Origin of the sequence: Streptomyces sp. NPDC048270, assembly GCF_040652335.1 — a bacterium.
In the GTDB taxonomy this organism is placed as follows: Bacteria; Actinomycetota; Actinomycetes; order Streptomycetales; family Streptomycetaceae; genus Streptomyces.
The window spans coordinates 111,990-130,655 of record NZ_JBEZLV010000013.1; the positions used below are offsets into that span (position 1 = coordinate 111,990).

The following is an 18,666-nucleotide window of genomic DNA, read 5'->3' on the forward strand; positions in this document are numbered from 1 at the left end:
CCCGGACCCAGTGTCCGGCGGTCCGCCCGGTTACGCCTCTTGCGGCACGGCGGCGTCGAGCGCGGCGGTGAGGCGGTTCAGGCGGGTCTGGAGCTCGAGGATCTCGGTCAGCTCGAACCCGGTCGCCGCCGCGATCCGGCGCGGGACCTCCACCGCGCGGGCGCGCAGCGCGGCGCCCTCCCCGGTCAGGCGGGCGCGGACGGACCGCTCGTCCTCGGTGCTGCGCTCGCGGCGGACCAGGCCGGCCGCCTCCAGCCGCTTGAGCAGCGGGGAGAGCGTCCCGGAGTCCAGGCGCAGGTGCTGCCCGATCTCCTTGACCGGCAGCTCGCCGTGCTCCCACAACACCAGCATCACGAGGTACTGCGGGTAGGTCAGGCCCAGGTCCTTGAGGACCACGCGGTACAGGCCGCCGAAGGCGCGGCTCGCCGCGTTCAGCGCGAAGCAGATCTGGCCGTCCAGGCGCAGGAAGTCCTGGTCGGGGTGGAGTGCGGTCGGCTGCTCGGTCATGGAGCCCAGTGTAGCCGGGGAGTGCAGTGAGGCATTGAATTGTGCACAACTGAATTGCGTGCTCTAATGGTGGAGCGCGGTCGACCACCGGCCGCCGCAACGGACATTTCTGCGAGAGGAACTCCGATGGACGCGCTGTACACCGCTGTCGCCACCGCCAACGGCCGCGAGGGCCGCACCGTCAGCTCCGACGGCCAGCTCGACCTCGCCCTCGCCATGCCCCCGGCGCTCGGCGGCAACGGACAGGGCACCAACCCCGAGCAGCTCTTCGCCGCCGGGTACGCCGCCTGCTTCGCCAGCGCGCTCGGCCTGGTCGGCCGCCAGGCCAAGGTCGACACCAGCGAGGTCTCGGTCACGGCCGAGGTCTCCATCGGCAAGGACGGCGCCGGCTTCGGCCTGGCCGCGGTCCTGCGCGTCGAGCTCCCCGAATCCCTCGCGGGCGAGACGGGCGCCCTGCTGGTCAAGCAGGCGCACGAGGTCTGCCCGTACTCCCGCGCCACGCGCGGCAACATCGACGTGGACCTCGTCATCGAGTAGACGCCGGACGCCGGACGCCAGACGCCAGACGCCAGACGCCAGACGCCAGACGCCAGGGTGGCCGACGTGTCGGCCGCCCTGGCGTGGCCGGCGGCTGCGGCCGCGGCCGCCCGGGGGGTTCCGGCCGCGGCCGGAGATGCCGGGACCACCGCGGGCGGCGACCATGGAAGGGCATCGCCCCGCACGGGGGTCGTCCGCCGGGAGGCGCCAGTGGCGCACACCTACTCAACAGACGTACTGGTCGTGGGCGCGGGACCGGTCGGCCTGACCGCCGCCGTCGAGCTCCGCAGGCGCGGGGTCTCCTGCCGGATCGTCGACCGGCTGCCCGCCCGGCTCCCGTTCGCCAAGGCGGTCGGCATCCAGCCGCGCACCCTGGAACTGTGGGACCGCATGGGACTGGTCCGCGCCGCCATGGAAGCGGCCGTCCCCCTGCGCGGGCAGCTCGCCTATCTCAACGGCGCAGAGCAGCCGCGCCTCGACTTCGCACTGCCGCCCGACGTGCCGTACGGGTTCGCCGCGCTGCCCCAGTACGAGACCGAGCGCATCCTCGACGAGTTCCTCGCCCGCTTCGGGACCGCCGTCGAGCGCGGCACGGAACTGGTGTCGTTCGCGCAGGACGCCGACGGGGTGACCGGCCGGCTGCTCACCCCCTCGGGCGCGGAGGAAGAGGTGCGCACCCGGTACCTGGTGGGCTGCGACGGGGCGCACAGCATCGTCCGCAAGGGGCTCGGCCTCGGCTACGAGGGCGGCGCCTTCCCCGAGGAGTACATGCTCGGCGATGTGGAGGTCGACTGGGACCTGCCGCACGGCTACGCCGTCCGCTCGATGCACCGCGGCGCCGCCGGCGCGATCGACGACGTGCTGGTGTGCATCCCGCTGCCCGGCCCCGGCCGGTACCGGGTCTCGATGCTGGTCCCGCCCGAACTCTCCACCGCACAGCAGGCCGACGCGGTCTCCGGCGGCGTCGCGCACGGCCTGCAGACCGGCCGGGCTCCCGGACTCCCCGACATCCAGACCGTCCTGGACCGGCTGTCGCCGCAGCCCGCCACCGCCTCGAACATCCGCTGGGCCTCGGTGTTCCGCATCAGCCACCGCATCGTGGACCGGTACGCCGACGGCCGGGTCTTCGTCGCCGGGGACGCCGCGCACATCCACCCGCCGACCGGCGCCCAGGGCATGAACACCGGTATCCAGGACGCCTGGAACCTCGCCTGGAAACTCGCCCTCGCGGTCGACGGCCGGGCCCGCCCCGGCCTGCTCGCGAGCTACGACACCGAACGCCGCCCGGTCGGCGAGGAGGTCGTCGGCCGCACCGTCCGGCACGCCGAAGCGGGCGTCCAAGCCGACCCGGACGCCCCCGAGACCGTGATGCTGCGCGAGGCCCAACTGCTCGTCACGTACCGGGGCAGCCCGATCGTGGACCCGTCCGGCGAGGGCCCGGGACCGCGGCCGGGGGACCGGGCACCGGACTGCGGCGGCCTCACCGGCCCGATCGCCGCCCACCCGCTGCGCCTGTACGACCTGCTGCGCGACCGCGGACACGTCCTGCTCGTCTACGGAGACGATCCGCGGACCGGCGAACTCGCGCGGACGGCACGGGAGTCCTCGGCGGGTGGGATGGCGGCCTGCGCGATCCTCGACCCCGGCGCCCCGGCCGAGACGACCGGCCTGCCCGAATACCGCGACACCGGCGGCGAATTCGCCCGCCGCTACGCGGTGGACGGACCGGCGGCCTTCGTGATCCGCCCGGACGGCCACCTCGCCGCCCGCCTCTCCCCACCCGACCCGCGGGCCCTGGCGGCCCACCTCGCCACCACCTTCGCCCCGGGGCCCGAGGAGTAGTCCCCCGCCCGAAGACCCCGGCCGGCGGCCCGTTTTGGAATGCCGGAAGATCCTCAATACGATCCGGCGATGATCACAAGAAAACGGCTTGCGGCCCGGGCGTGCGGACTGCTCGCCGCCCTGGCCGTCGGGCTCTTCCCGGCGAGTGCCACCGCCGCCGACGGGCCGACGGCGAAGGAACCCCCGAAGGTCGATCTCGTCCTCGACGTCAGCGGCTCCATGCGGGCGAACGACATCGACGGCCAGTCCCGGATGGCCGCCGCCAAGCAGGCCTTCAACGAGGTCATCGACTCGGTACCCGACGAAGTGCGGCTCGGCATACGCACCTTGGGCGCCACCTACCCCGGCGAGGACAAGGCCCTCGGCTGCAAGGACACCAAGCAGCTGTACCCGGTGGGCCCGCTGAACCGGACCGAGGCCAAGACCGCCGTCGCCACCCTCGCCCCCACCGGGTGGACGCCGATCGGCCCCGCCCTGCTCGCCGCCGCCCAGGACCTCGACGGCGGAGACGGCACCAAGCGGATCGTGCTCATCACCGACGGCGAGGACACCTGCGCCCCGCTGGACCCGTGCGAAGTCGCGCGCGACATCGCCGCCAAGGGCATCCACCTGGTCATCGACACCCTCGGCCTGGTCCCGGACGCCAAGATCCGCGCCCAGCTCACCTGCATCGCCGAGGCGACCGGCGGCACGTACACCTCGGTGCAGCACACCGCCGAACTCTCCAGCAGGGTGAAACAGCTCGTCGACCGGGCCGCCGAGCCGGTCGTCAACCCGGTCGCCACCGAGGGCGCGAAGCAGTGCGCGAACGCCCCCCGGCTGAAGCCCGGCCTCTACAGCGACCGCGAGACCTTCGGCGAGCACCGCTGGTACCGGGTCGACGTCCGCCCCGGCCAGGAGCTGCGCGCCTCGGTGAGCCTCGCCGCGGACCGGGCCGTCAACAACGACTACGGCGTCCTGCTGCGCGCCACCACCGTGCACGGCCGCGAGATCGTACGGGGCTCGGAGGCGGGCGACGGACGCACGGACGTGCTGTCGACCGGCCTGCGCTATCCGAAGGCCGAGGCCGGCGGAACCGACGGCGCCGCCGAGGACGCGGCGGAGACCGTCTGCCTCCAGGTCAGCAACTCCTTCTCCGCCCCCGCCTCCGTCAAGACCACCCCCGGCATGCCCGTCGAGCTGACCATCGACGTGGTGGACGGTCCCGACGAGGCGTCCGACGCCGCCGCCTTCGGGCTCGGCCGCGGCTGGTGGCTGCTGGCCGTCCTGGCGCTCGCCGGGCTGGCCGCCGGTGTGGTGTGGGGCTGGATCTCGCGCTGGCGCATCTCCGTCTGGAGGACCAACTGATGCGTACCGTACGCACCCTGACCGCCGGCCTGCTGGCCGCGGTCGCCGCCCTCACGGTGACGGGGACGGCTCTGGCCGACACCCCCTCGGCGAGCCCCAGCCCCCGCTCGGCGTCCGCCGGGGAAGCGGCCGCCCCGACCGAGGCGGGCACCGGCTTCCGGACCGCCGCGGCGTTCCGGCCGGGCCAGAAGGCCACGGCCGACGCCTCCACCGGCGACTACCTCTACTGGGTCGTCCCGGTCGACGCGCAGCAGCGGCTGACCGTGAAGGCCGCGGTCACCCTGCCCGAGGCGAAGAGCCGGCACGGCGCCTCGACCTGGCAGCTCGACGTCTACGACGGACTGCGCCGCCGCCAGCCGTGCGCCTACGGCACCCAGACCCGGGCCGCGGCCCCGGAAGCGGCCGCGGTCGAGCTCTCCTGCACCCTGCGCACGGTCCGCGCCGGAGCCGAGCAGTGGGCCGACGACCCGCTGCCGGGCAGCTACTACGTACGCCTGACCGTCGTCGACGTACCGGAGGAGGACCTCGGTCTGCCGCTGCGCGCGGCCGTCGAGGCCTCGGTGCACGAGGCCGGCGGCGCGTACGCCGTGGACGGCGCCCTCTCCGCGCCGCTGGTCCCCGCCACCGTGACCGGCTCGCTGCGCGAGCCCGAGGACGGCTGGTCCGGCGGCTGGTGGTCGGACCGCTGGATCTGGACCGCGGCGGGCGGGGTGCTCGGCGCCCTCGCGGGCATCCTGGGCTACTCCCTGACGCGCGGCTCGGGCCGCCCGTCCCGGGTGCCGCCCCGCGCCTGACCGAGGCGGCTGCCGCACGACGGACGGCCGGGCCCCGGGGGGAGTTCCCCCGGGACCCGGCCGTCGTCGTGCTCCCGCTTCTCCCCGCGTCTCCCCGCCCCCGTGCGGCTGCCGGTGAGGGGCCTCAGCGGAGGCGGGTGAGCCTGGTCCCGAACGAGGGCTCGGCGAGCTGCTTCCCGACCGCCACCGGCACGCTCCTGGCGCCCTCGCCGTCGCCCGCCGTCAGGACGGCGACCTCGGCGCCGGCCTTGGCGGTGTGCGGCAGCGGCGAGGCGCCGGGCTTGAGGGCGAGCTTCAGCTGCTGCCCGGGCACGCCGACCACGTTGAGGTCCTTGGCGGCCACCAGCGGAGTGCGGCCGCCGAGCCCGTCGTCGACGTACCCGACGGTGTCGCCCTTGCGGACGACCGGGGCCGACGCGAGGGCCGTCCGTACCGCCTCGATGATCTTCTTGCTGTTGTCCAGGGCCAGCTTCAGGCTCTTCGTGGCGTTCGGGTCCGGGCCGTCGACGCGCTGGTCCATCAGCGTGCCGAGGACCAGCGGGGTCTCGTCGCCGACCGACTTGTACGCCGCCCACATCAGCGCCCCGCCGGCCGGCGTGCTGGAGCCGGTCTTGATGCCCCTGATGCTCGAGTTGAGCAGGTCGTTGTTGTTGTCGAGCGGCTGCCTCAATCCCTCGACCGGGGCGTTCGGCAACGCCACGATCGCGCGGAACACCTCGTCCTTCATGACGGCCTCGGCGAGCTTCAGCTGGTCGGTGGCGGTGCTGACGGTGCCGGCGTCCAGGCCGCTGGGGTCGGTGTAGACCGTGTTCGCCATGCCGAGTTCCCTGGCGGCGGCGTTCATCTTCTCGACGAACGCGGCCTCCGAGTCGCTGCCGGTGTCCCAGCGGGCCAGCAGGCGGGCGACGTTGTTGCCGGAGGGGATCATCAGCATCTTCAGCATGTCCTGCTGGCTGAACTCGGTGCCGGCGGTGAGGCCGACGATGCGGGACTCGTTCTCGGAGGTGCCGTCCGCCACGGTCTTCGCGTCGATCTTGATGGAAGGGCCGGGGTCGTTCTTCTTCAGCGGGTGGTTCTTGAGGATGACGTAGGCGGTCATCACCTTCGCCACACTGGCGGTCGGGACGGGCTTCTGCTCGCCGAAGGTGCCGATGTCGCCGGAGCCGGGCACGCGGATGGCGCCCTGGCCCTTGGCGGGCCAGGGGATGGACAGCTGCCCGGCCACGGTGTGGCCGGTCTCGGCCGCGACGATCTCCGGGGCGGGCAGCGGGCGCAGCAGCTGCGCGCCGGCGACACCGCCGACGAGGAGCAGGAGGATCGGGGTCCAGATCTTGACGCGCCGCAGGGCACTGCGGCGCGGGGTCTCCGGCGGGGGCGCGGTGTTGGTGAGCTCGGCGAGCAGCCCGAGGGGGGCCGGGGCCTCTGCCGAGGGGGCCGCCGGGGCCGGCCGGCGGATGGCTCCGGCCGGTGCGGGTGCGGATGCGGATGCCGGGGCCGGTGCGGGAGCCGGGGCGTCCAGCGGCTTGAGCGCGACGAACTTGCTCGTCCGCTCGGAGTCGCTCCCGCCCGCCTGCCCTTGAGCCCAGGAGGGCACGCGCCGGGACCCCTCGGCCGCGTCACGGGTCCCCGCGCCGGGCCGCCCGGACGAGGCCTCGGCCTCAGGCACGCCGGAGCTGCCCGCGCCGTCGGGCCCGGGTGTGGTCGGGGGCTTGGGGGTGTTGCCCGAGGCGGTGGGCGTGGGCTTGGCCTTGGGCCAGGTTGCGGGTCGCCGTACGGCCATGGTGAGGTCGTCTGACCCGGGTGCGGCGTCGGGGTCAGCGTCGGGGGTGGCGGGGCCGGCCGTGGGGTGGGTCTTGGCGTCGGGCTCGGGTGTGGTCGGGGGTTTGGGTGTGTTGCCCGAGGCGGTGGGCGTGGGCTTGGCCTTGGGCCAGGTTGCGGGCCGTCGCACGGCCATGGTGAGGTCGTCTGACCCGGGTGCGGCCTCGGGGTCAGCGTCGGGGGTGGCGGGGCCGGCCGTGGGGTGGGTCTTGGCGTCGGGCTCGGGTGTGGCCGGGGGCTTGGGGGTGTTGCCCGAGGCGGTGGGCGCGGGCTTGGCCCCCGGGGTGCCGGAGACGGCCGGGCCTTCGGTCTTCGCTTCGGGCTGGCGTGCGGCTGCGCGTCTGTCCGCGTTGGCCGCGCTCTCGGGAGCGGCTTCGGAGTCGGGACCGGCTTCGGGCCGCGGCGCGGCCTCCGGCTCCGCGTCGGCCCGGGCGTTGGGCCGGAGGGTGTCGGAGCGTGCGGCGCCCTTGCCGTTGGCCTGGGTCGCGGTCGAGGGCTTGCCGGCGTTGCCCGGGCCTTCGGGAGCGGACTCGGCTTCCGGTCCGGTCGCGGGCCCCGCCTCGGGTTCGGGCCGGGGCGCGGCCCCGCGCGGGTCGGGGATCTCGGTCTTGGGCGCGGCCGCGGGCGTGCGGGTGTCGCCCGCGTCTTCGGGCTCGGGTGCGGTCCCGGTTACGGGCCGCGGCGCGGCCATGGGCTCGGGGGCTGCGGGGGTGCGGGCGCCCCCGGCGTTGCGGGGGTCGGCCGAGGCCCGCGCCGCGCCCGGGCCTTCGGACTGGGCATGCCCCGCGCCCGGGCCTCCCGCCTTGCCCCGCGCCGCGCCCGGCCCTGCCGGCGGGGCCTCGTCCTCGGCTACCGTGTCCGGTTCGGCCTGTGCGTCGGGCCCGTTCCGGGACTCGGCCCCGGCTTCTGCCGAGCCCTCGGACCCGGCCTTCGCCCGCGGTCCCGGCTCGGCCTTGGCTGCCGCGACGCGGTCGGCTCCCGCCTGCGCCACTACCTCGTCGCGGGCGCGGGCACCCGCCTCGGCATCAGATTGGGCTCCGGGGGTGGTTTCGGGCGGGACGGGGCTCGCGGCCGGGGTGTCCGTCTCCTCGGCTTCCGGATTGTCCGGGGAACCGCCCGCCACCGTTGTCGCCTTCATCCCAGCCCCGCCTTGCCCTCGTACCCGGCTGCCGCCGGTCTTGCCAACACGACCGGCGCGGCCCTCCGTGGAGCCGCGCCGATGTGCTAGATGCCCGGGGGGCCCGGCCCGTTCCACCGGCCCGAGGCTGTGACCGTTTGGTCATATTCGGCGTTCCGTTTAGGAGGAGTACGCCTCCAGTTCGGACACCTGCCCCGCCGGCCAGCCCGTGTTGGCCGAGAACGTCAGCCGCAGATGGCGGACGCCGGCCGCCGCCGGTAGGGGGATGGTGACGGTGTTGACCCCCGCTGAGAACACGTACGGGGCCGGTGCCTTCAGCGTGGACCACGCGGTCCCGTCCGCGGAGCCGAGCACCGAGAAGGTCTGGGTGCGGGTCCCCCACGGGGCGGGGAGCTTGACGACCAGCCGGCCCACCGTCCGCTGGGCGCCGAGGTCCACGGTCAGGGACTGCGGGAAGGCCTGGTTGGCGCTCTCCCAGTACGTGCCCGCCTGGCCGTCGGTGGTGTGGCCGGCCACGTACCCCTGGCTGTGGCCGGTGTCCGAGGCGGCCCGGCCCAGGGCGAGGTTGGTGCCCGCCGGAGGGCTCGGCGGGGCCGTCGGTTCGCCGCCGGCGGCGTAGACCTCGAACTCCGAGACCTGGCCGGCCGCCCAGCCGGTGTTGCCGGTGACGTGCACCCGGACGTGGCGCACGGAGGCCGCGTCGAAGGTGAGCGTCGCGCTGTTGCCGGTGGCGGGATCGAACGTGACGCCCGAGGAACCCCTCAGCGTGGACCAGGAGCTGCCGTCGGCGGAGCCGAGCACCGACAGGGTTTGGGTCCGCGTCGCCCAGTCCGCCGAGGGCGGCAGCCTGAGCGCGACCCTGCCGACGGTCTTCGCCTCGCCGAGGTCGACGGTGAGCGTCTGCGGGAAGGAGTTGCCGTTGCTCTCCCAGTAGGTCGACGCGTTGCCGTCCACCGCGTTCGCGGCACTGTACGACTGGACCGAGGACGAGGCGGCGGCGGGCCGGCCCTGCGCCAGGTTGCCGTTCGGCGGGGTGGTGGGCGGCGGGGTCGTCGGGGGAGTGGTGGGCGGGGTGGTGGGGGGCGTGGTCGGTGGCGTGGTGCCTCCGCCGCCGGGGACGCCCCCGTTGGTCCACACCGGGTCGGGCCAGGTGCCGGAGCAGGTCTGGCCGGTGTTCCAGCCGGAGTTGCCGCCGCCGTCGGTGATCTGGAGGCCGGTGCCGATGCAGTTGTGGACCGGAGTCGCGGCCTGCGCGATGTGCTTCGCCGTGACGTTGGTGAACTTCATCGCGATGGCGGCCTGCGCCTGGACGGCGTAGGTGCCGGCTCCGTCGATGGTGACGTTGGTGAGGCTGACCCCGCTGATGGAGCCCTCGATCGAGTGGATGGCGGCGTAGGAGGAGTCGAGTACGTCGGTGTCGGAGATGTTGATGGCCGCGCCCTGTACCGGCTCGTTCAGTCCGGAGAACCAGATCGCGCCGACGCCGAAGTTCCAGTTGAAGTCGCTGTTCCCGGCCCGTATCAGGGTGTTGCGGGCCGCGGTGATCGTGCCGGCGACGGCGGTGCCCTTCCCGGAGTTGACGCCGGGGTAGCGGTTGGCGATGTGCAGTCCGCCGCCGTTGCTGACGGTGTCGGACATGACGTTGTCCGAGATGGTGAAGTCCCTGCCGCCGTACGTGACGATGTTGTTGGCCAGGATCGGCAGGACCACCGTGTTGTGGTCGAAGCTGATGTTGACGTTCGGCTTGTCCTGCGGCCAGGAGGCCAGTCCGTCATCACCGGCGTTGCGCACGAAGGTGTTGGTCACGCGGGAATTCGTGACACCCGTGTGGAAATTCACGCCATCGGCCGTCATGTCGAGGAAACGGCTGTTCTTGATGGTGAAGCGGTCCATCGGACCGTCCATCCACGCGGCGACCTTGACGTGCTGCACCCAGATGTTGTCCACGGTCGAGTCGGACATCGCGCCGCCGATGGCGTTCACCTGGTCGTCGTCGATCCGCTCGCGGATGTCGCCGATGATCGCGAAGTCCCTCAGCGTGACGTTTCTGCTCGGCCCGTTCGCCTCGTGCGGCCGGACCGGACCGGTGTACCCGCCGCCCGGGACGTACTTGCCGTAGAACCCGGCGGCCCGGTTGCGCTGCACGGGGTCGCGGCCGCCGAAGACCGTGTGCCAGGGGCCCGCACCCTGGACGGTGACCCCGTCCACCACCACGTGGTCGTACAGCGTGTAGGTGCCGGGCGGCACGAAGACCGTCCTGCCCTGCGCACGCCCGGCATCGACCGCCGTCTGCATCCTGGCGGTGGAGTCGGTGGCTCCGGTGGGGTCGGCGCCGAAGTCCGCGACGGCGTCGAGGGCTCCGGCCGGCTTGGCCGCGGCCGGCGCGACCTGCTCGAAGTCGGCGAGGTCGATGGTGAAGCTCGGCGACTGCGCCGTGGAGGTCACCTGCACCCGGACCTTCGCGCCGATCGGATAGGTGGCGCCGAGCAGGGCCCGGGACTCGTCGTAGAAGTGGTGCGGGTTGGTGTCGCCCGGGTTGTTGTTGAAGGGGTAACCGCCGTAGTACCAGCTGTACTTGGAGGTCACCGGCAGGGTGCGCACCGACTGGCCGTTCACCCGCACGTCCAGGGTGGCGTCGCGCCCCTTCCCGTCGGCCGTGTCGGGGAGGCTGTAGCGCAGGGACATCGCGTTGGCCGGCTTGGTGAGGGTGAACTCCACGTACTGTCCGGCGGCGTTCAGCGTCACCGCCTGCCGCCCCGACGCCTCCGAGGGCAGGTGGCCGTAGTACCGGTCGGGGCCGATCAGTGTGCCGTTGGACTGCGCGTACTCGGCCTCCAGCTCGGTGAACGGCACGTCGGCGCCGCGGCCGGGTATGCCGATCGGCGAGGGGGCGGGCACGCCCGCGGCGTGGGCGGCGGGGGCTCCGGCGAAGGTGAGGGCGGTCAGTGCGGCGGTCGCGGTCAGGGACAGGGCCAGGAAGACGGCGGCGCCCCGGCGTCTGATCCGGCGGACCTGTCCGGGAGTGGGGGCCTGGCTGGGCGGAGCTTGGGACATGGGCAGGCACGTCCTTGCGGCTCGATGGGCGGGTGGGGGAGTCGGGTTCAACGCAGGAGGCTACGACTCCGCCGGAAGGAAGTCTATGAAGAGACGCAAAAAATCGACTCGACATCGCAATATCCCTGTGGGGTGCTGCCTGGGTAGGGGCCGTCCACCCGCCTACGCCGGGTGAGTACCGCTACTCATGACCGTGCCGCGACGGCCGCCGACCATGGAGCACACCACCACCGCACCATCCGAACGGGGTCGTCCATGCTCAGCCGATTCGCCGCCGCCGTCGTACCCGCCTTCGGCACCCTGACGGTCAGCGCCGACCCCGGGGCGCGGCCCGCCGGGGGCAGCATCCTCGTGGCCAACCACACCTCCCTCGCCGATCCCGCGGTGGTCGTCGCCGCGCTCCGCCGGTACGGGATCGAACCGGTCATCCTGGCCACCGGCGGTCTATGGCGGGTTCCTCTGCTCGGGGCCGCCCTGCGGCGCGAGGGCCACATCGCCGTCCACCGCGGCACGCGGCGCGCCGCCGACTCCCTCGACGCCGCGGCCGCCGCCCTCGCCGCGGGCCGCAGCGTGCTGCTCTACGGGGAAGGCGGACTGCCCGGCCGCCGCGATGCGGGCGAGGCCGCTCCCGGTCCCTTCCGCAGCGGCCTGGCCCGGCTCGCCGCCGTGACCGGCGCCCCGGTGGTGCCCGTGGGCCAGGCCGGGGCGCGCCGGCTGTGTTCCGGCGGCCGCGCCAAACAGCTCGCCGGAGCCCTGACCGCCCCGCTGCGGCGGCCCGGCCTGCACGTGCACATCGGCTCGCCGCTCCACCTGCCCGACCGGGTGCCCGAGGCGACGGAGCAGGCCCGCGAGGCGGTCACCGCCGCCTGGCGTACCGCGGCGCTCACCCTCGGGGAGCCGGTCAGCGCGTGGTGTGCGCCAGGACCACGCGGGCCGCGGCCTCCCGGTCGGCGTCGGTGTCGATGAAGGACACCACCAGGGGGCTGCTGCCGGTGGCACCGACCGCGGTCGCCCGCAGCCGGTAGCGCTCGGAGCGGACGGCCTCGCGGGCGAGCGGAGTGCCGCCGGTGAACACGGACGCGGGCATGTGGTCGTTGGCGACGCGCAGCGCGGCCGGGCGCCAGGTGCCCGAGGCCGGGTCGAGGCGCTCCAGCAGGAAGCCCGGTCCGCTGCCCGGCCGGTCGCCCGGTTCGCCCACGAGGGACTCCATCTGGAAGGCGACCAGCAGATGCCGGTACTCGGCGGAGTTCCCGTTGCGCAGGGTGACGGTGAACTCCTGCGCCGCGCCGCCGCGGACCAGGGCCAGCCCGCCGCCCCGGGTGTCGACCGCGGCCCGCAGCCGGGTCGGGGCCGCCGGCAGGGGCGTGGCGCGCGTCGAGGAGGGGGCGGACGGCGCGGAGGGAGAGGGCGAGGGCGGTACCGAAACCGGCGGGGAGGCGCGGGCGTTGGGATCCGCTGTCGCGGAAGCCGTCGCGGAAGCCGTCTCCGAAGCCGGGGCGGACCCGGCGGGGGACGCCGCCGCCGGGGTCGCGGCGTCCTTGTCCCCGCATCCGGTCAGGCCGGTCAGGCTCGCCAGCAGCACGGCGGCCGCGGCCGCGGCGGTGAACGCACGGCGGCGGTCGGCGGAGGGGGGCATGGCGATCGGTTCTCCTCGGGGTGAGCTGAGGGAGGAACCTAACAAGCCCGCGCCGCGCCGACGAGGTCGGTCGGGCATCGGAGCGGAGACGGTTCGGTCACGCCGCCGCGGCACCCGTCCACCGCCTCCCGCCCGCCGCTCAGGCGAGGGGCTTCTCGAAGCTGAAGGCGGTGACGGCCATCCGCTCGCGGAAGTAGAAACGGTGCGCGTCGGTGCGCTGGGTGCCCGAGTCCAGGGCGAGCACGGTGCAGTCGGCGGCCCTGGCGTGTCCCTCGAGGTGGGCGAGGAGCGCGTGGCCCACGCCGGTGGAGCGGGAGGCGGCGGCGGTGACCAGGTCGTCGACGTAGAGCTTGCGGACCAGGTAGGTGTTCGCGACGATCCGCCAGCCCGCCGCGCCGACGCAGACGCCTTCCTCGTCGTAGGCCGCGGTGAAGCGCAGCCCCTGGCTCTGCCCCTCCGAGAGGATCGAGCGGAACAGGTCCTCGGTCAGGTGGGGGCGGAGCTCGAGCAGGACGGGGAGCAGGTCGTCTGTCAGCCGCGCGTCGCCGGGCTCCAGGTCGATGATCTTCATGGGGCCAGCCTAAACGGGACCGGCCTTCCCGGAAGAGCCGGGGACGGAGCGCCGTCTAGCGCCGCCCCCGCCGATGTGTCGGAATGGGAGGGACCGCTGTCAGCGGGCGGAAGGAACGGCACCCATGAAGTACATGCTGATGCTCCTGGGCAAGCAGGCCGACTACGACGCCATGGCGGGCCGGGCGGGCGGCGACGGCCCGGCCTGGTCGCCGGCCGACCTCAAGGCGATGGTCGAGCACATGGAGGCGCTGAACGCGGAGCTGGTCGCCGCGGGGGAGTGGGTCGACGCCCAGGGACTCGCCGAACCCCGCCGGGCCCGCCTGGTGACCGCCGGGGCCGACGGCACACCGCACGTGTCCGACGTTCCGTACGGGGAGACCAGCGCGGTCCTCGCCGGGTACTGGGTGGTGGACGTCGCCGACTTCGACCGGGCGGCCGAGATCGCCGCCCGCGCCTTCGCCTGCCCGATCCCCGAGGGCGCGCCGAACTATCCCGTCGTCGTGCACCCGGTGGGCGAGGCCCCGGTGCAGGAGGAAGGGTCCTGATCACGGACGGCGCCGTCCGCATGCCGGACGGCGGTCACCGTTGTCAGTGGCACCGCCTACTCTTGATCAAGTGAGCCCGACCCCTGACCACCCGGCCCCCGAGCGCCCCCTCGCCGAGATCAACGCCGACATCCGCGGCCTCTTCGCCCGCGCCGAAGGCCGCCTGACCGACACCGAACGCGTGCGGCACGCCATGCTTTTGGCGGAGTGGGCCGCGGCGATACGCGCGTCGGTCGTGCCCGCCGCGTAGCCGAGGCCGGGAAGGCGGCCGGCGGAGGCCGAGGCCGCCGCCGCGACCGTCCCAGCCCGCAGCCCCCCACCGAGCCCGCCCCGGTTCTGGCGGCCCGCGCCGCCCCCGCCCCGCCGCCCGAGCCCCGCCGTTCTAGCCGCCCGCGCCCGCCGCGCGTTCCCGCAGCCGCCGCTTGTCCGGCTTCCCGCGCGGGGTCCGCGGGAGCGCACGTTCCCAGAACACCGCGGTCGGCCGGTGTGCCGGGGACAGCGCCTTCTCCACCAGGTCACAGGCCTCGTCCGCGAACCCGGCGCCGGGCGCGCACCCCGGCGCCGGTACCAGGAAGGCGCACACCTCCTCGCCGGTGAGGTCGCTGTGCCGGGCCACCACCGCCGCCTCGCCCACGGCGGGATGCCGGGCGAGCGCGGCCTCCACCGGTACGCAGTACACGTTGTCCCCGTCCACCATCACCACGTCCTCGACGCGGTCGTCGAGGTACAGGTAGCCGTCCTCGCCCAGGTGGCCGAGGTCCCCGGTGCGCAGCCATCCGCCGCGCAGCGCCGCCGCCGTCAGATCGGGCCGGCCCCAGTAGCCGGCCATCATCGCGGCCGACCGCATCCACACCTCGCCCGTGCCGCCCGGGGGCAGCGCGGCGCCGGCCGTGTCCCGCACCTCGACCCCCACCCCCGCCACGGGCCGCCCCACGGAGGCCAGCAGCTCCGGCCGGGTGTCCACCGCCGCGGCGTGGTCCTCGGGAGTGAGGCGGCAGATCACCGCCGCCTCGTTCATGCCGTAGCCCTGCCGCCACCGGCCGCCCCAGCGGGTCACCGCCTCCCGCAGTCGCGCGGGGAGGATGGGGGAGTCCCCGTACGAGACCGCTTCCAGCCCCGGCACGCCCGGGGCGGTCAGGGGATCGTCCAGCAGCCGGTACACCATCGAGGTCGTCAGGTACGTCGACACCCGCCCCAGCCGGCGGCAGGCCTCGGCGAACGACCGGGGCGTGAACGGGTCGAGGACCTCCACCCGCCCCCCGGCCCGCAACTGCTCCAGGGACCGCCCTCCGGACCGCTGCGCCAGCGAGGTGACCGACAGGTAGACCGGGTCCGGCCGGTCCGGGTCGGCCGCCCGGCCGGTGTTGCGCGCGGCCATCGCGCCGAAGGTCGAGGCCACGCCCTTGGGCAGGCCCGTCGTGCCGCCCGTGTAGGTCACCCGGGCCACGTCGTCCTCCCGCGCCCGTACCTCCACCGGCACGGGGTCGCGGCCGGCGGCGCGTCGCAGCAGCCCGTCCAGCCCCAGCCGGGGCGTGCCGGTGTCGGGCACGGGGGTGTCGTGCAGCACCAGGTCCGGCCGGCAGTCGCGCAGGATGAACTCCAGCCCGTACAGCGCCGGCCCGGCGACCACCTGGGTCAGCCGCGCCCCCAGGACGTGCGCGGCCAGCCGCACCAGCAGGACCTCGGGCCGGTTGCGGCCCGCCACGCAGGCGAGTCCGGACCCGCGCCCGACCCCTGCCTCCGCGAGGGCCCCGGCCAGCCGCCAGGTGTCCTCCCGTACGTCCGCGTAGGACATGAGGACGGGCCCGGCGCCGATCGCGGGCCGGTCCGCGTACTGCTCCAGCGCTTCCGTCAGTTCCGTGACATACCGTGCGGCCACCATGCGCTGCCTGTCTCTTCGGGCCCCGTCGCGGGGCTGATCGGGTGAACCCCCGCAACCAGCGGTGCGGTCGACGCGTTGATCAAGGCGCTCACCACCGTGCACTCGTGCAACAGAAGGACCACTGATGATCAAGAAGATTATGGCCACCGCCGCTGCCACCGCCTCCCTCGTCGGCGCGGGCGCCGCTGTGGCCGCCCCGGCCATGGCCATCGGCAACGACAACGGCATCAACACCGTGAACGGCAACGGCGCTTCGCAGGTCTACGGCAACCAGAAGACCCACGGTGACCTGAGCCCGCAGCTCGGCCTGGTCCAGGGCACCCTGAACAAGCCCTGCATCGGCCTGCCCGCGAAGGTCAACGCCCAGTCGCTGGTCGCGCTGATCAATGTCGGCGTCCAGGACATCAACGTCCTGTCCAACCCGATGAACCAGCAGTGCACCGAGAACTCGACCCAGGCCAAGGGCGACGAGCCGCTGTCGCACATCCTCAGCAACATCCCGGTCCTGTCGGGCAACCTCTCGGCCGGCAGCTGACGCGGTTCCCTCTGCGAGCCGGGGCCTCCGACGCCTGCGCGAGTGCCCACGGGGCCCCGGCTTGTTCCACCCGGATCCGCGGATCCGACCCTTCCGCAGGCGTGCGGCGGCCCCGGGGCCGCCGGGACGGGCACCGGTCCTCACGTCACAGAGCCTCTCGCCGGCCGGGCGAGAGGCTCTCTGACGTGAGGGGGCCGGTCAGCAGGGCTTGGTCGGCAGGTACTCGCCGTCCAGGGGGATGACGGCGCGCTCCCCGCCCTCGGGGTCCGCCACCTTGCGGACGTCCAGCGTGAGGTCGATCGCGCTGATGCTGCCGTCCCCGAACTGCTCGTGGACCACGAGAGCGCGGCGTCCCGTGCCCTCACCGGACTCCTCCGGGGCCTGTGCGCTCCCGCGGCCACCTCCCGGCGTAGCGCACCGGCCGGCGCCCGCGGGCCGGGGAACCGCGGGCGCGGTGTCCCGCCCCCGCCCCGCCACAGAGCCGACCTCGTGACATTTGGCCGCAGTGCTCCCCGCAGGGCCCACGGGTTCTTGCATGCCCGGAGGGCCGGTGTCTAGCGTCGGGACATGACCACCGAGCCGCAGCGCTTCGAGATCCTGTTGGTACCCGAGCACGTCAAGAACCGGAGCGGTGCAGCTCCCCAGGCGGACCATCCCCTGCGATCGGCGGTGGTCGAGGCGACCGGCAGGACGGGCGCCTCCGGCTACCCGCGCTACGTCGGGGAGGGGATGGAGGCCGACATCGACCCGGTCACCCGCACGGTCGAGGCCGTGCTGGTGGACGGATCGGAGCTGGACCCCGGCATGACGGCCCTCATCGCCCCGGACGCGGGGAAGGGCGCGGCGGGCCGGCGGCAGTAGGGCCCGCCGGCGCAGAGGCGCTCCCCGCCGGTCCGGCCCTGCCGCCGTGCCGCGGGCACCGACGCGGACAGCGGCGGCCCCGCGGGTGAGCGGCTGCCGGGCAACTTCCCCGAGTACCGGCTGATGCCGTGCGGCGGCGGGCTCCTCCTCCGGGCGGGGGAGGAGCCCGCGGACCGGGTCATCGGCCGATCACCGACCGCCGGCCGGAGCGGCGGACGCACCGCATGCGCATGGGCGCAGGTGCGGGGCCCTTCAGGAGCCGTCGGCGAACACCGCGTAGACGTCACGCCGGCCGGCGTACTCGCTCAGGTTCCAGACCACGGACTCGCGGTAGGCCCAGTCGGCGGCGTCGGCACTGTGGAAGCTGAGGTCCTCGCAGCCCTTGCCGAGGCGGACCACGGTGGAGGGCACGTCGGTGCCGGAGGTGACGGCGCGCAGGCTGCCGTTGGAGCTCGGGCCGTCGCTCGCCGACAGGTAGTGCCTGGTCTTGCGCGAGACCACGCCCTGGATCTTGCCCTGCTTGACCGTGACGGCCTCGGTGGCCGTGGTGGAGGCGAGCCCCCGGGTCGTGTAGTCGAGCGGCCAGCGGACGACCTTGGGCAGGGCCACCGTCTTGCCGTTGCCGTTCCAGGCGTTCCCCGAGTAGTCCACCACGGGGCTGGTCAGGCTCGTCGCGTACTCGCTCACGGTGAGGCTGTCCGGGCTGGAGGCGCGGTCGAGGCCGATCGCCGAGAAGCGCAGCAGCGTGCCCGTGTTGTCGTAGGCGGCGCACTGCGGGAGGACGAAGCGGTAGTCGTAGGCGTGGTAACTGCCGTCGGACTGGAGCCCGCAGGCGTCCGGGCGGCCGGTGGCCACCTCGAGGATGTTGTCCAGGTCGAAGACCCGCAGGCCCTTGTACGTGTCCACGACGTACAGCCGGTTTCCGTACCACATGATGCCGCCGGCGTGCTTGCGGACCGGTTCGTAGGTGAAGGTGCCGCCGGCTCCGCGCACGGGCTCCACCAGCAGCACGTGCCGGTAGACGGGCGCGGCGGCCGAGGTGAGGTCGACGAAGCTGACGCGGATGCCCTTGTCGAGGAGGAAGTCGTCGACACCGTTGCCGTCGGGGTCGGTCTCGAAGTACCAGGAGACCATCACCACGCGCTTGCCCCCGGCGGGCCACAGGCCGGCGCCGAGCGCGTCCGCGCTGGTGGTGATGCCCTGCGGGATCCACTCGACCGCGTCCTGGTCGCCCGTGTTCCAGGTGAAGCCGTGGGAGAAGCCGCCGACCCCCGCGGGGGCCGAGGAGAGGCGGGTAGCGTCGCGGTTGGCGACGGCCAGCACATCGGATATCTGCGCCCGGGGCAGGGTCCGGGCCAAGCCCGCGATGTGCTCCGCGTAGGGGCCGGACGAGTTGGAGGTCCGCTCGGCGAGCGTGAACTGGCCCGGGGTGATGGTCGCGGCCTCGGCCGCGGCGGGGGCGAGGGCGGCGCCGGCGGCCGTGACGAACGGCGCGGCAGCCATTCCCCTGATGATCGTCCTGCGTGACATGGTCATGTGGCGAGAATGTAGATCTTGGCAGCGCGGCCGCGCAAACCCCGAACCGGCGGTCGCGGCC

General features: G+C 74.2%; 16 protein-coding genes and 2 pseudogenes. 9 read left to right on the top strand and 9 right to left on the bottom strand.

The window, feature by feature from the left end; translation table 11 throughout:
- Nucleotides 1-30 precede the first annotated feature (30 nt).
- Nucleotides 31-507, bottom strand: coding sequence for a MarR family transcriptional regulator (locus tag AB0D66_RS14520; RefSeq protein WP_362301861.1), 477 nt, complete (start codon nt 505-507; stop codon nt 31-33).
- Between the two features lie 126 nt (nt 508-633).
- On the opposite strand from AB0D66_RS14520, the gene AB0D66_RS14525 reads away from it, so the two are divergent.
- The 4 genes from AB0D66_RS14525 to AB0D66_RS14540 all read left to right on the top strand — a co-directional run bounded on the left by AB0D66_RS14525 (nt 634) and on the right by AB0D66_RS14540 (nt 5,027).
- The gene (locus AB0D66_RS14525; protein WP_362301864.1) at nt 634-1,044 is read left to right on the top strand and encodes an organic hydroperoxide resistance protein; all 411 of its coding nucleotides are present in this window, start codon (nt 634-636) and stop codon (nt 1,042-1,044) included.
- Between the two features lie 210 nt (nt 1,045-1,254).
- Entirely contained in the window at nt 1,255-2,886 is a 1,632-nt protein-coding gene (locus AB0D66_RS14530) for an FAD-dependent monooxygenase (RefSeq protein WP_362301867.1), read from the top strand.
- A 69-nt stretch (nt 2,887-2,955) separates the two neighbouring features.
- Nucleotides 2,956-4,233 carry a VWA domain-containing protein gene (locus AB0D66_RS14535; RefSeq protein ID WP_362301870.1) on the top strand — a complete coding sequence of 426 codons (1,278 nt, stop codon included), beginning with the start codon at nt 2,956-2,958 and terminating at the stop codon, nt 4,231-4,233.
- Complete coding sequence (locus AB0D66_RS14540) at nt 4,233-5,027, top strand: hypothetical protein (RefSeq protein ID WP_362301873.1); 795 nt, start codon at nt 4,233-4,235, stop codon at nt 5,025-5,027. The genes AB0D66_RS14535 and AB0D66_RS14540 overlap by 1 nt, the downstream gene beginning before the upstream one ends.
- Before the next feature lie 124 nt (nt 5,028-5,151).
- On the opposite strand, the gene AB0D66_RS14545 is transcribed toward AB0D66_RS14540, so the two are convergent.
- From AB0D66_RS14545 to AB0D66_RS14555, 3 genes and pseudogenes are all read right to left on the bottom strand, one after another.
- Entirely contained in the window at nt 5,152-7,983 is a 2,832-nt protein-coding gene (locus AB0D66_RS14545) for a serine hydrolase (protein WP_362301876.1), read from the bottom strand.
- A gap of 159 nt (nt 7,984-8,142) precedes the next feature.
- Nucleotides 8,143-8,541, bottom strand: a complete 399-nt coding sequence (locus tag AB0D66_RS14550; RefSeq protein WP_362302014.1) for a discoidin domain-containing protein — start codon at nt 8,539-8,541, stop codon at nt 8,143-8,145.
- 51 nt (nt 8,542-8,592) lie between these two features.
- Nucleotides 8,593-11,037: pseudogene (locus AB0D66_RS14555) on the bottom strand (discoidin domain-containing protein); the annotation flags it as partial.
- 255 nt (nt 11,038-11,292) lie between these two features.
- Between AB0D66_RS14555 and AB0D66_RS14560 the strand changes: the two are divergent.
- A complete protein-coding gene (locus AB0D66_RS14560) occupies nt 11,293-12,003 on the top strand; it encodes a lysophospholipid acyltransferase family protein (protein ID WP_362301879.1) in 711 nt (236 codons plus the stop codon).
- Here AB0D66_RS14560 and AB0D66_RS14565 read toward each other — a convergent pair.
- Together AB0D66_RS14565 and AB0D66_RS14570 are read right to left on the bottom strand one after the other, a co-directional pair.
- Entirely contained in the window at nt 11,939-12,673 is a 735-nt protein-coding gene (locus AB0D66_RS14565) for a hypothetical protein (RefSeq protein ID WP_362301882.1), read from the bottom strand. The two genes, AB0D66_RS14560 and AB0D66_RS14565, sit on opposite strands and share 65 nt — an antisense overlap.
- A 139-nt stretch (nt 12,674-12,812) precedes the next feature.
- Nucleotides 12,813-13,244 (bottom strand): GNAT family N-acetyltransferase, encoded by a 432-nt coding sequence (locus tag AB0D66_RS14570; protein ID WP_362301886.1) that lies wholly within the window; start codon nt 13,242-13,244, stop codon nt 12,813-12,815.
- Nucleotides 13,245-13,368: 124 nt separating this feature from the next.
- On the opposite strand from AB0D66_RS14570, the gene AB0D66_RS14575 reads away from it, so the two are divergent.
- Both AB0D66_RS14575 and AB0D66_RS14580 read left to right on the top strand, forming a co-directional pair.
- The gene (locus tag AB0D66_RS14575; protein WP_362301889.1) at nt 13,369-13,791 is read left to right on the top strand and encodes a YciI family protein; all 423 of its coding nucleotides are present in this window, start codon (nt 13,369-13,371) and stop codon (nt 13,789-13,791) included.
- A 70-nt stretch (nt 13,792-13,861) separates the two neighbouring features.
- Nucleotides 13,862-14,041, top strand: a complete 180-nt coding sequence (locus AB0D66_RS14580) for a hypothetical protein (RefSeq protein ID WP_362301892.1) — start codon at nt 13,862-13,864, stop codon at nt 14,039-14,041.
- 132 nt (nt 14,042-14,173) lie between these two features.
- Here AB0D66_RS14580 and AB0D66_RS14585 read toward each other — a convergent pair whose 3' ends face one another.
- A complete protein-coding gene (locus AB0D66_RS14585; RefSeq protein WP_362301894.1) occupies nt 14,174-15,673 on the bottom strand; it encodes an AMP-binding protein in 1,500 nt (499 codons plus the stop codon).
- 124 nt (nt 15,674-15,797) lie between these two features.
- On the opposite strand from AB0D66_RS14585, the gene AB0D66_RS14590 reads away from it, so the two are divergent.
- Entirely contained in the window at nt 15,798-16,208 is a 411-nt protein-coding gene (locus AB0D66_RS14590; protein WP_362301896.1) for a rodlin, read from the top strand.
- Nucleotides 16,209-16,406: 198 nt separating this feature from the next.
- Here AB0D66_RS14590 and AB0D66_RS14595 read toward each other — a convergent pair.
- Nucleotides 16,407-16,568, bottom strand: a pseudogene (locus tag AB0D66_RS14595) (cyanate hydratase); the annotation flags it as partial.
- Between the two features lie 207 nt (nt 16,569-16,775).
- Here AB0D66_RS14595 and AB0D66_RS14600 point away from each other — a divergent pair.
- A complete protein-coding gene (locus tag AB0D66_RS14600; RefSeq protein WP_362301900.1) occupies nt 16,776-17,069 on the top strand; it encodes a hypothetical protein in 294 nt (97 codons plus the stop codon).
- Between the two features lie 252 nt (nt 17,070-17,321).
- On the opposite strand, the gene AB0D66_RS14605 is transcribed toward AB0D66_RS14600, so the two are convergent.
- Nucleotides 17,322-18,572 (bottom strand): hypothetical protein, encoded by a 1,251-nt coding sequence (locus AB0D66_RS14605; protein ID WP_362301903.1) that lies wholly within the window; start codon nt 18,570-18,572, stop codon nt 17,322-17,324.
- Between the last annotated feature and the right edge of the window lie 94 nt (nt 18,573-18,666).

Excerpts from the sequence above, each read along its gene's own strand:
- AB0D66_RS14605 (WP_362301903.1), bottom strand. The coding sequence starts at position 18,572 with ATGGCTGCCGCGCCGTTCGTCACGGCCGCCGGCGCCGCCCTCGCCCCC.
- AB0D66_RS14520 (WP_362301861.1), bottom strand. The coding sequence starts at position 507 with ATGACCGAGCAGCCGACCGCACTCCACCCCGACCAGGACTTCCTGCGC.
- AB0D66_RS14535 (WP_362301870.1), top strand. The coding sequence starts at position 2,956 with ATGATCACAAGAAAACGGCTTGCGGCCCGGGCGTGCGGACTGCTCGCC.
- AB0D66_RS14545 (WP_362301876.1), bottom strand. The coding sequence starts at position 7,983 with ATGAAGGCGACAACGGTGGCGGGCGGTTCCCCGGACAATCCGGAAGCC.
- AB0D66_RS14525 (WP_362301864.1), top strand. The coding sequence starts at position 634 with ATGGACGCGCTGTACACCGCTGTCGCCACCGCCAACGGCCGCGAGGGC.
- AB0D66_RS14590 (WP_362301896.1), top strand. The coding sequence starts at position 15,798 with ATGATCAAGAAGATTATGGCCACCGCCGCTGCCACCGCCTCCCTCGTC.
- AB0D66_RS14570 (WP_362301886.1), bottom strand. The coding sequence starts at position 13,244 with ATGAAGATCATCGACCTGGAGCCCGGCGACGCGCGGCTGACAGACGAC.
- AB0D66_RS14575 (WP_362301889.1), top strand. The coding sequence starts at position 13,369 with ATGAAGTACATGCTGATGCTCCTGGGCAAGCAGGCCGACTACGACGCC.
- AB0D66_RS14585 (WP_362301894.1), bottom strand. The coding sequence starts at position 15,673 with ATGGTGGCCGCACGGTATGTCACGGAACTGACGGAAGCGCTGGAGCAG.
- AB0D66_RS14600 (WP_362301900.1), top strand. The coding sequence starts at position 16,776 with ATGACCACCGAGCCGCAGCGCTTCGAGATCCTGTTGGTACCCGAGCAC.
- AB0D66_RS14540 (WP_362301873.1), top strand. The coding sequence starts at position 4,233 with ATGCGTACCGTACGCACCCTGACCGCCGGCCTGCTGGCCGCGGTCGCC.
- AB0D66_RS14560 (WP_362301879.1), top strand. The coding sequence starts at position 11,293 with ATGCTCAGCCGATTCGCCGCCGCCGTCGTACCCGCCTTCGGCACCCTG.
- AB0D66_RS14565 (WP_362301882.1), bottom strand. The coding sequence starts at position 12,673 with ATGCCCCCCTCCGCCGACCGCCGCCGTGCGTTCACCGCCGCGGCCGCG.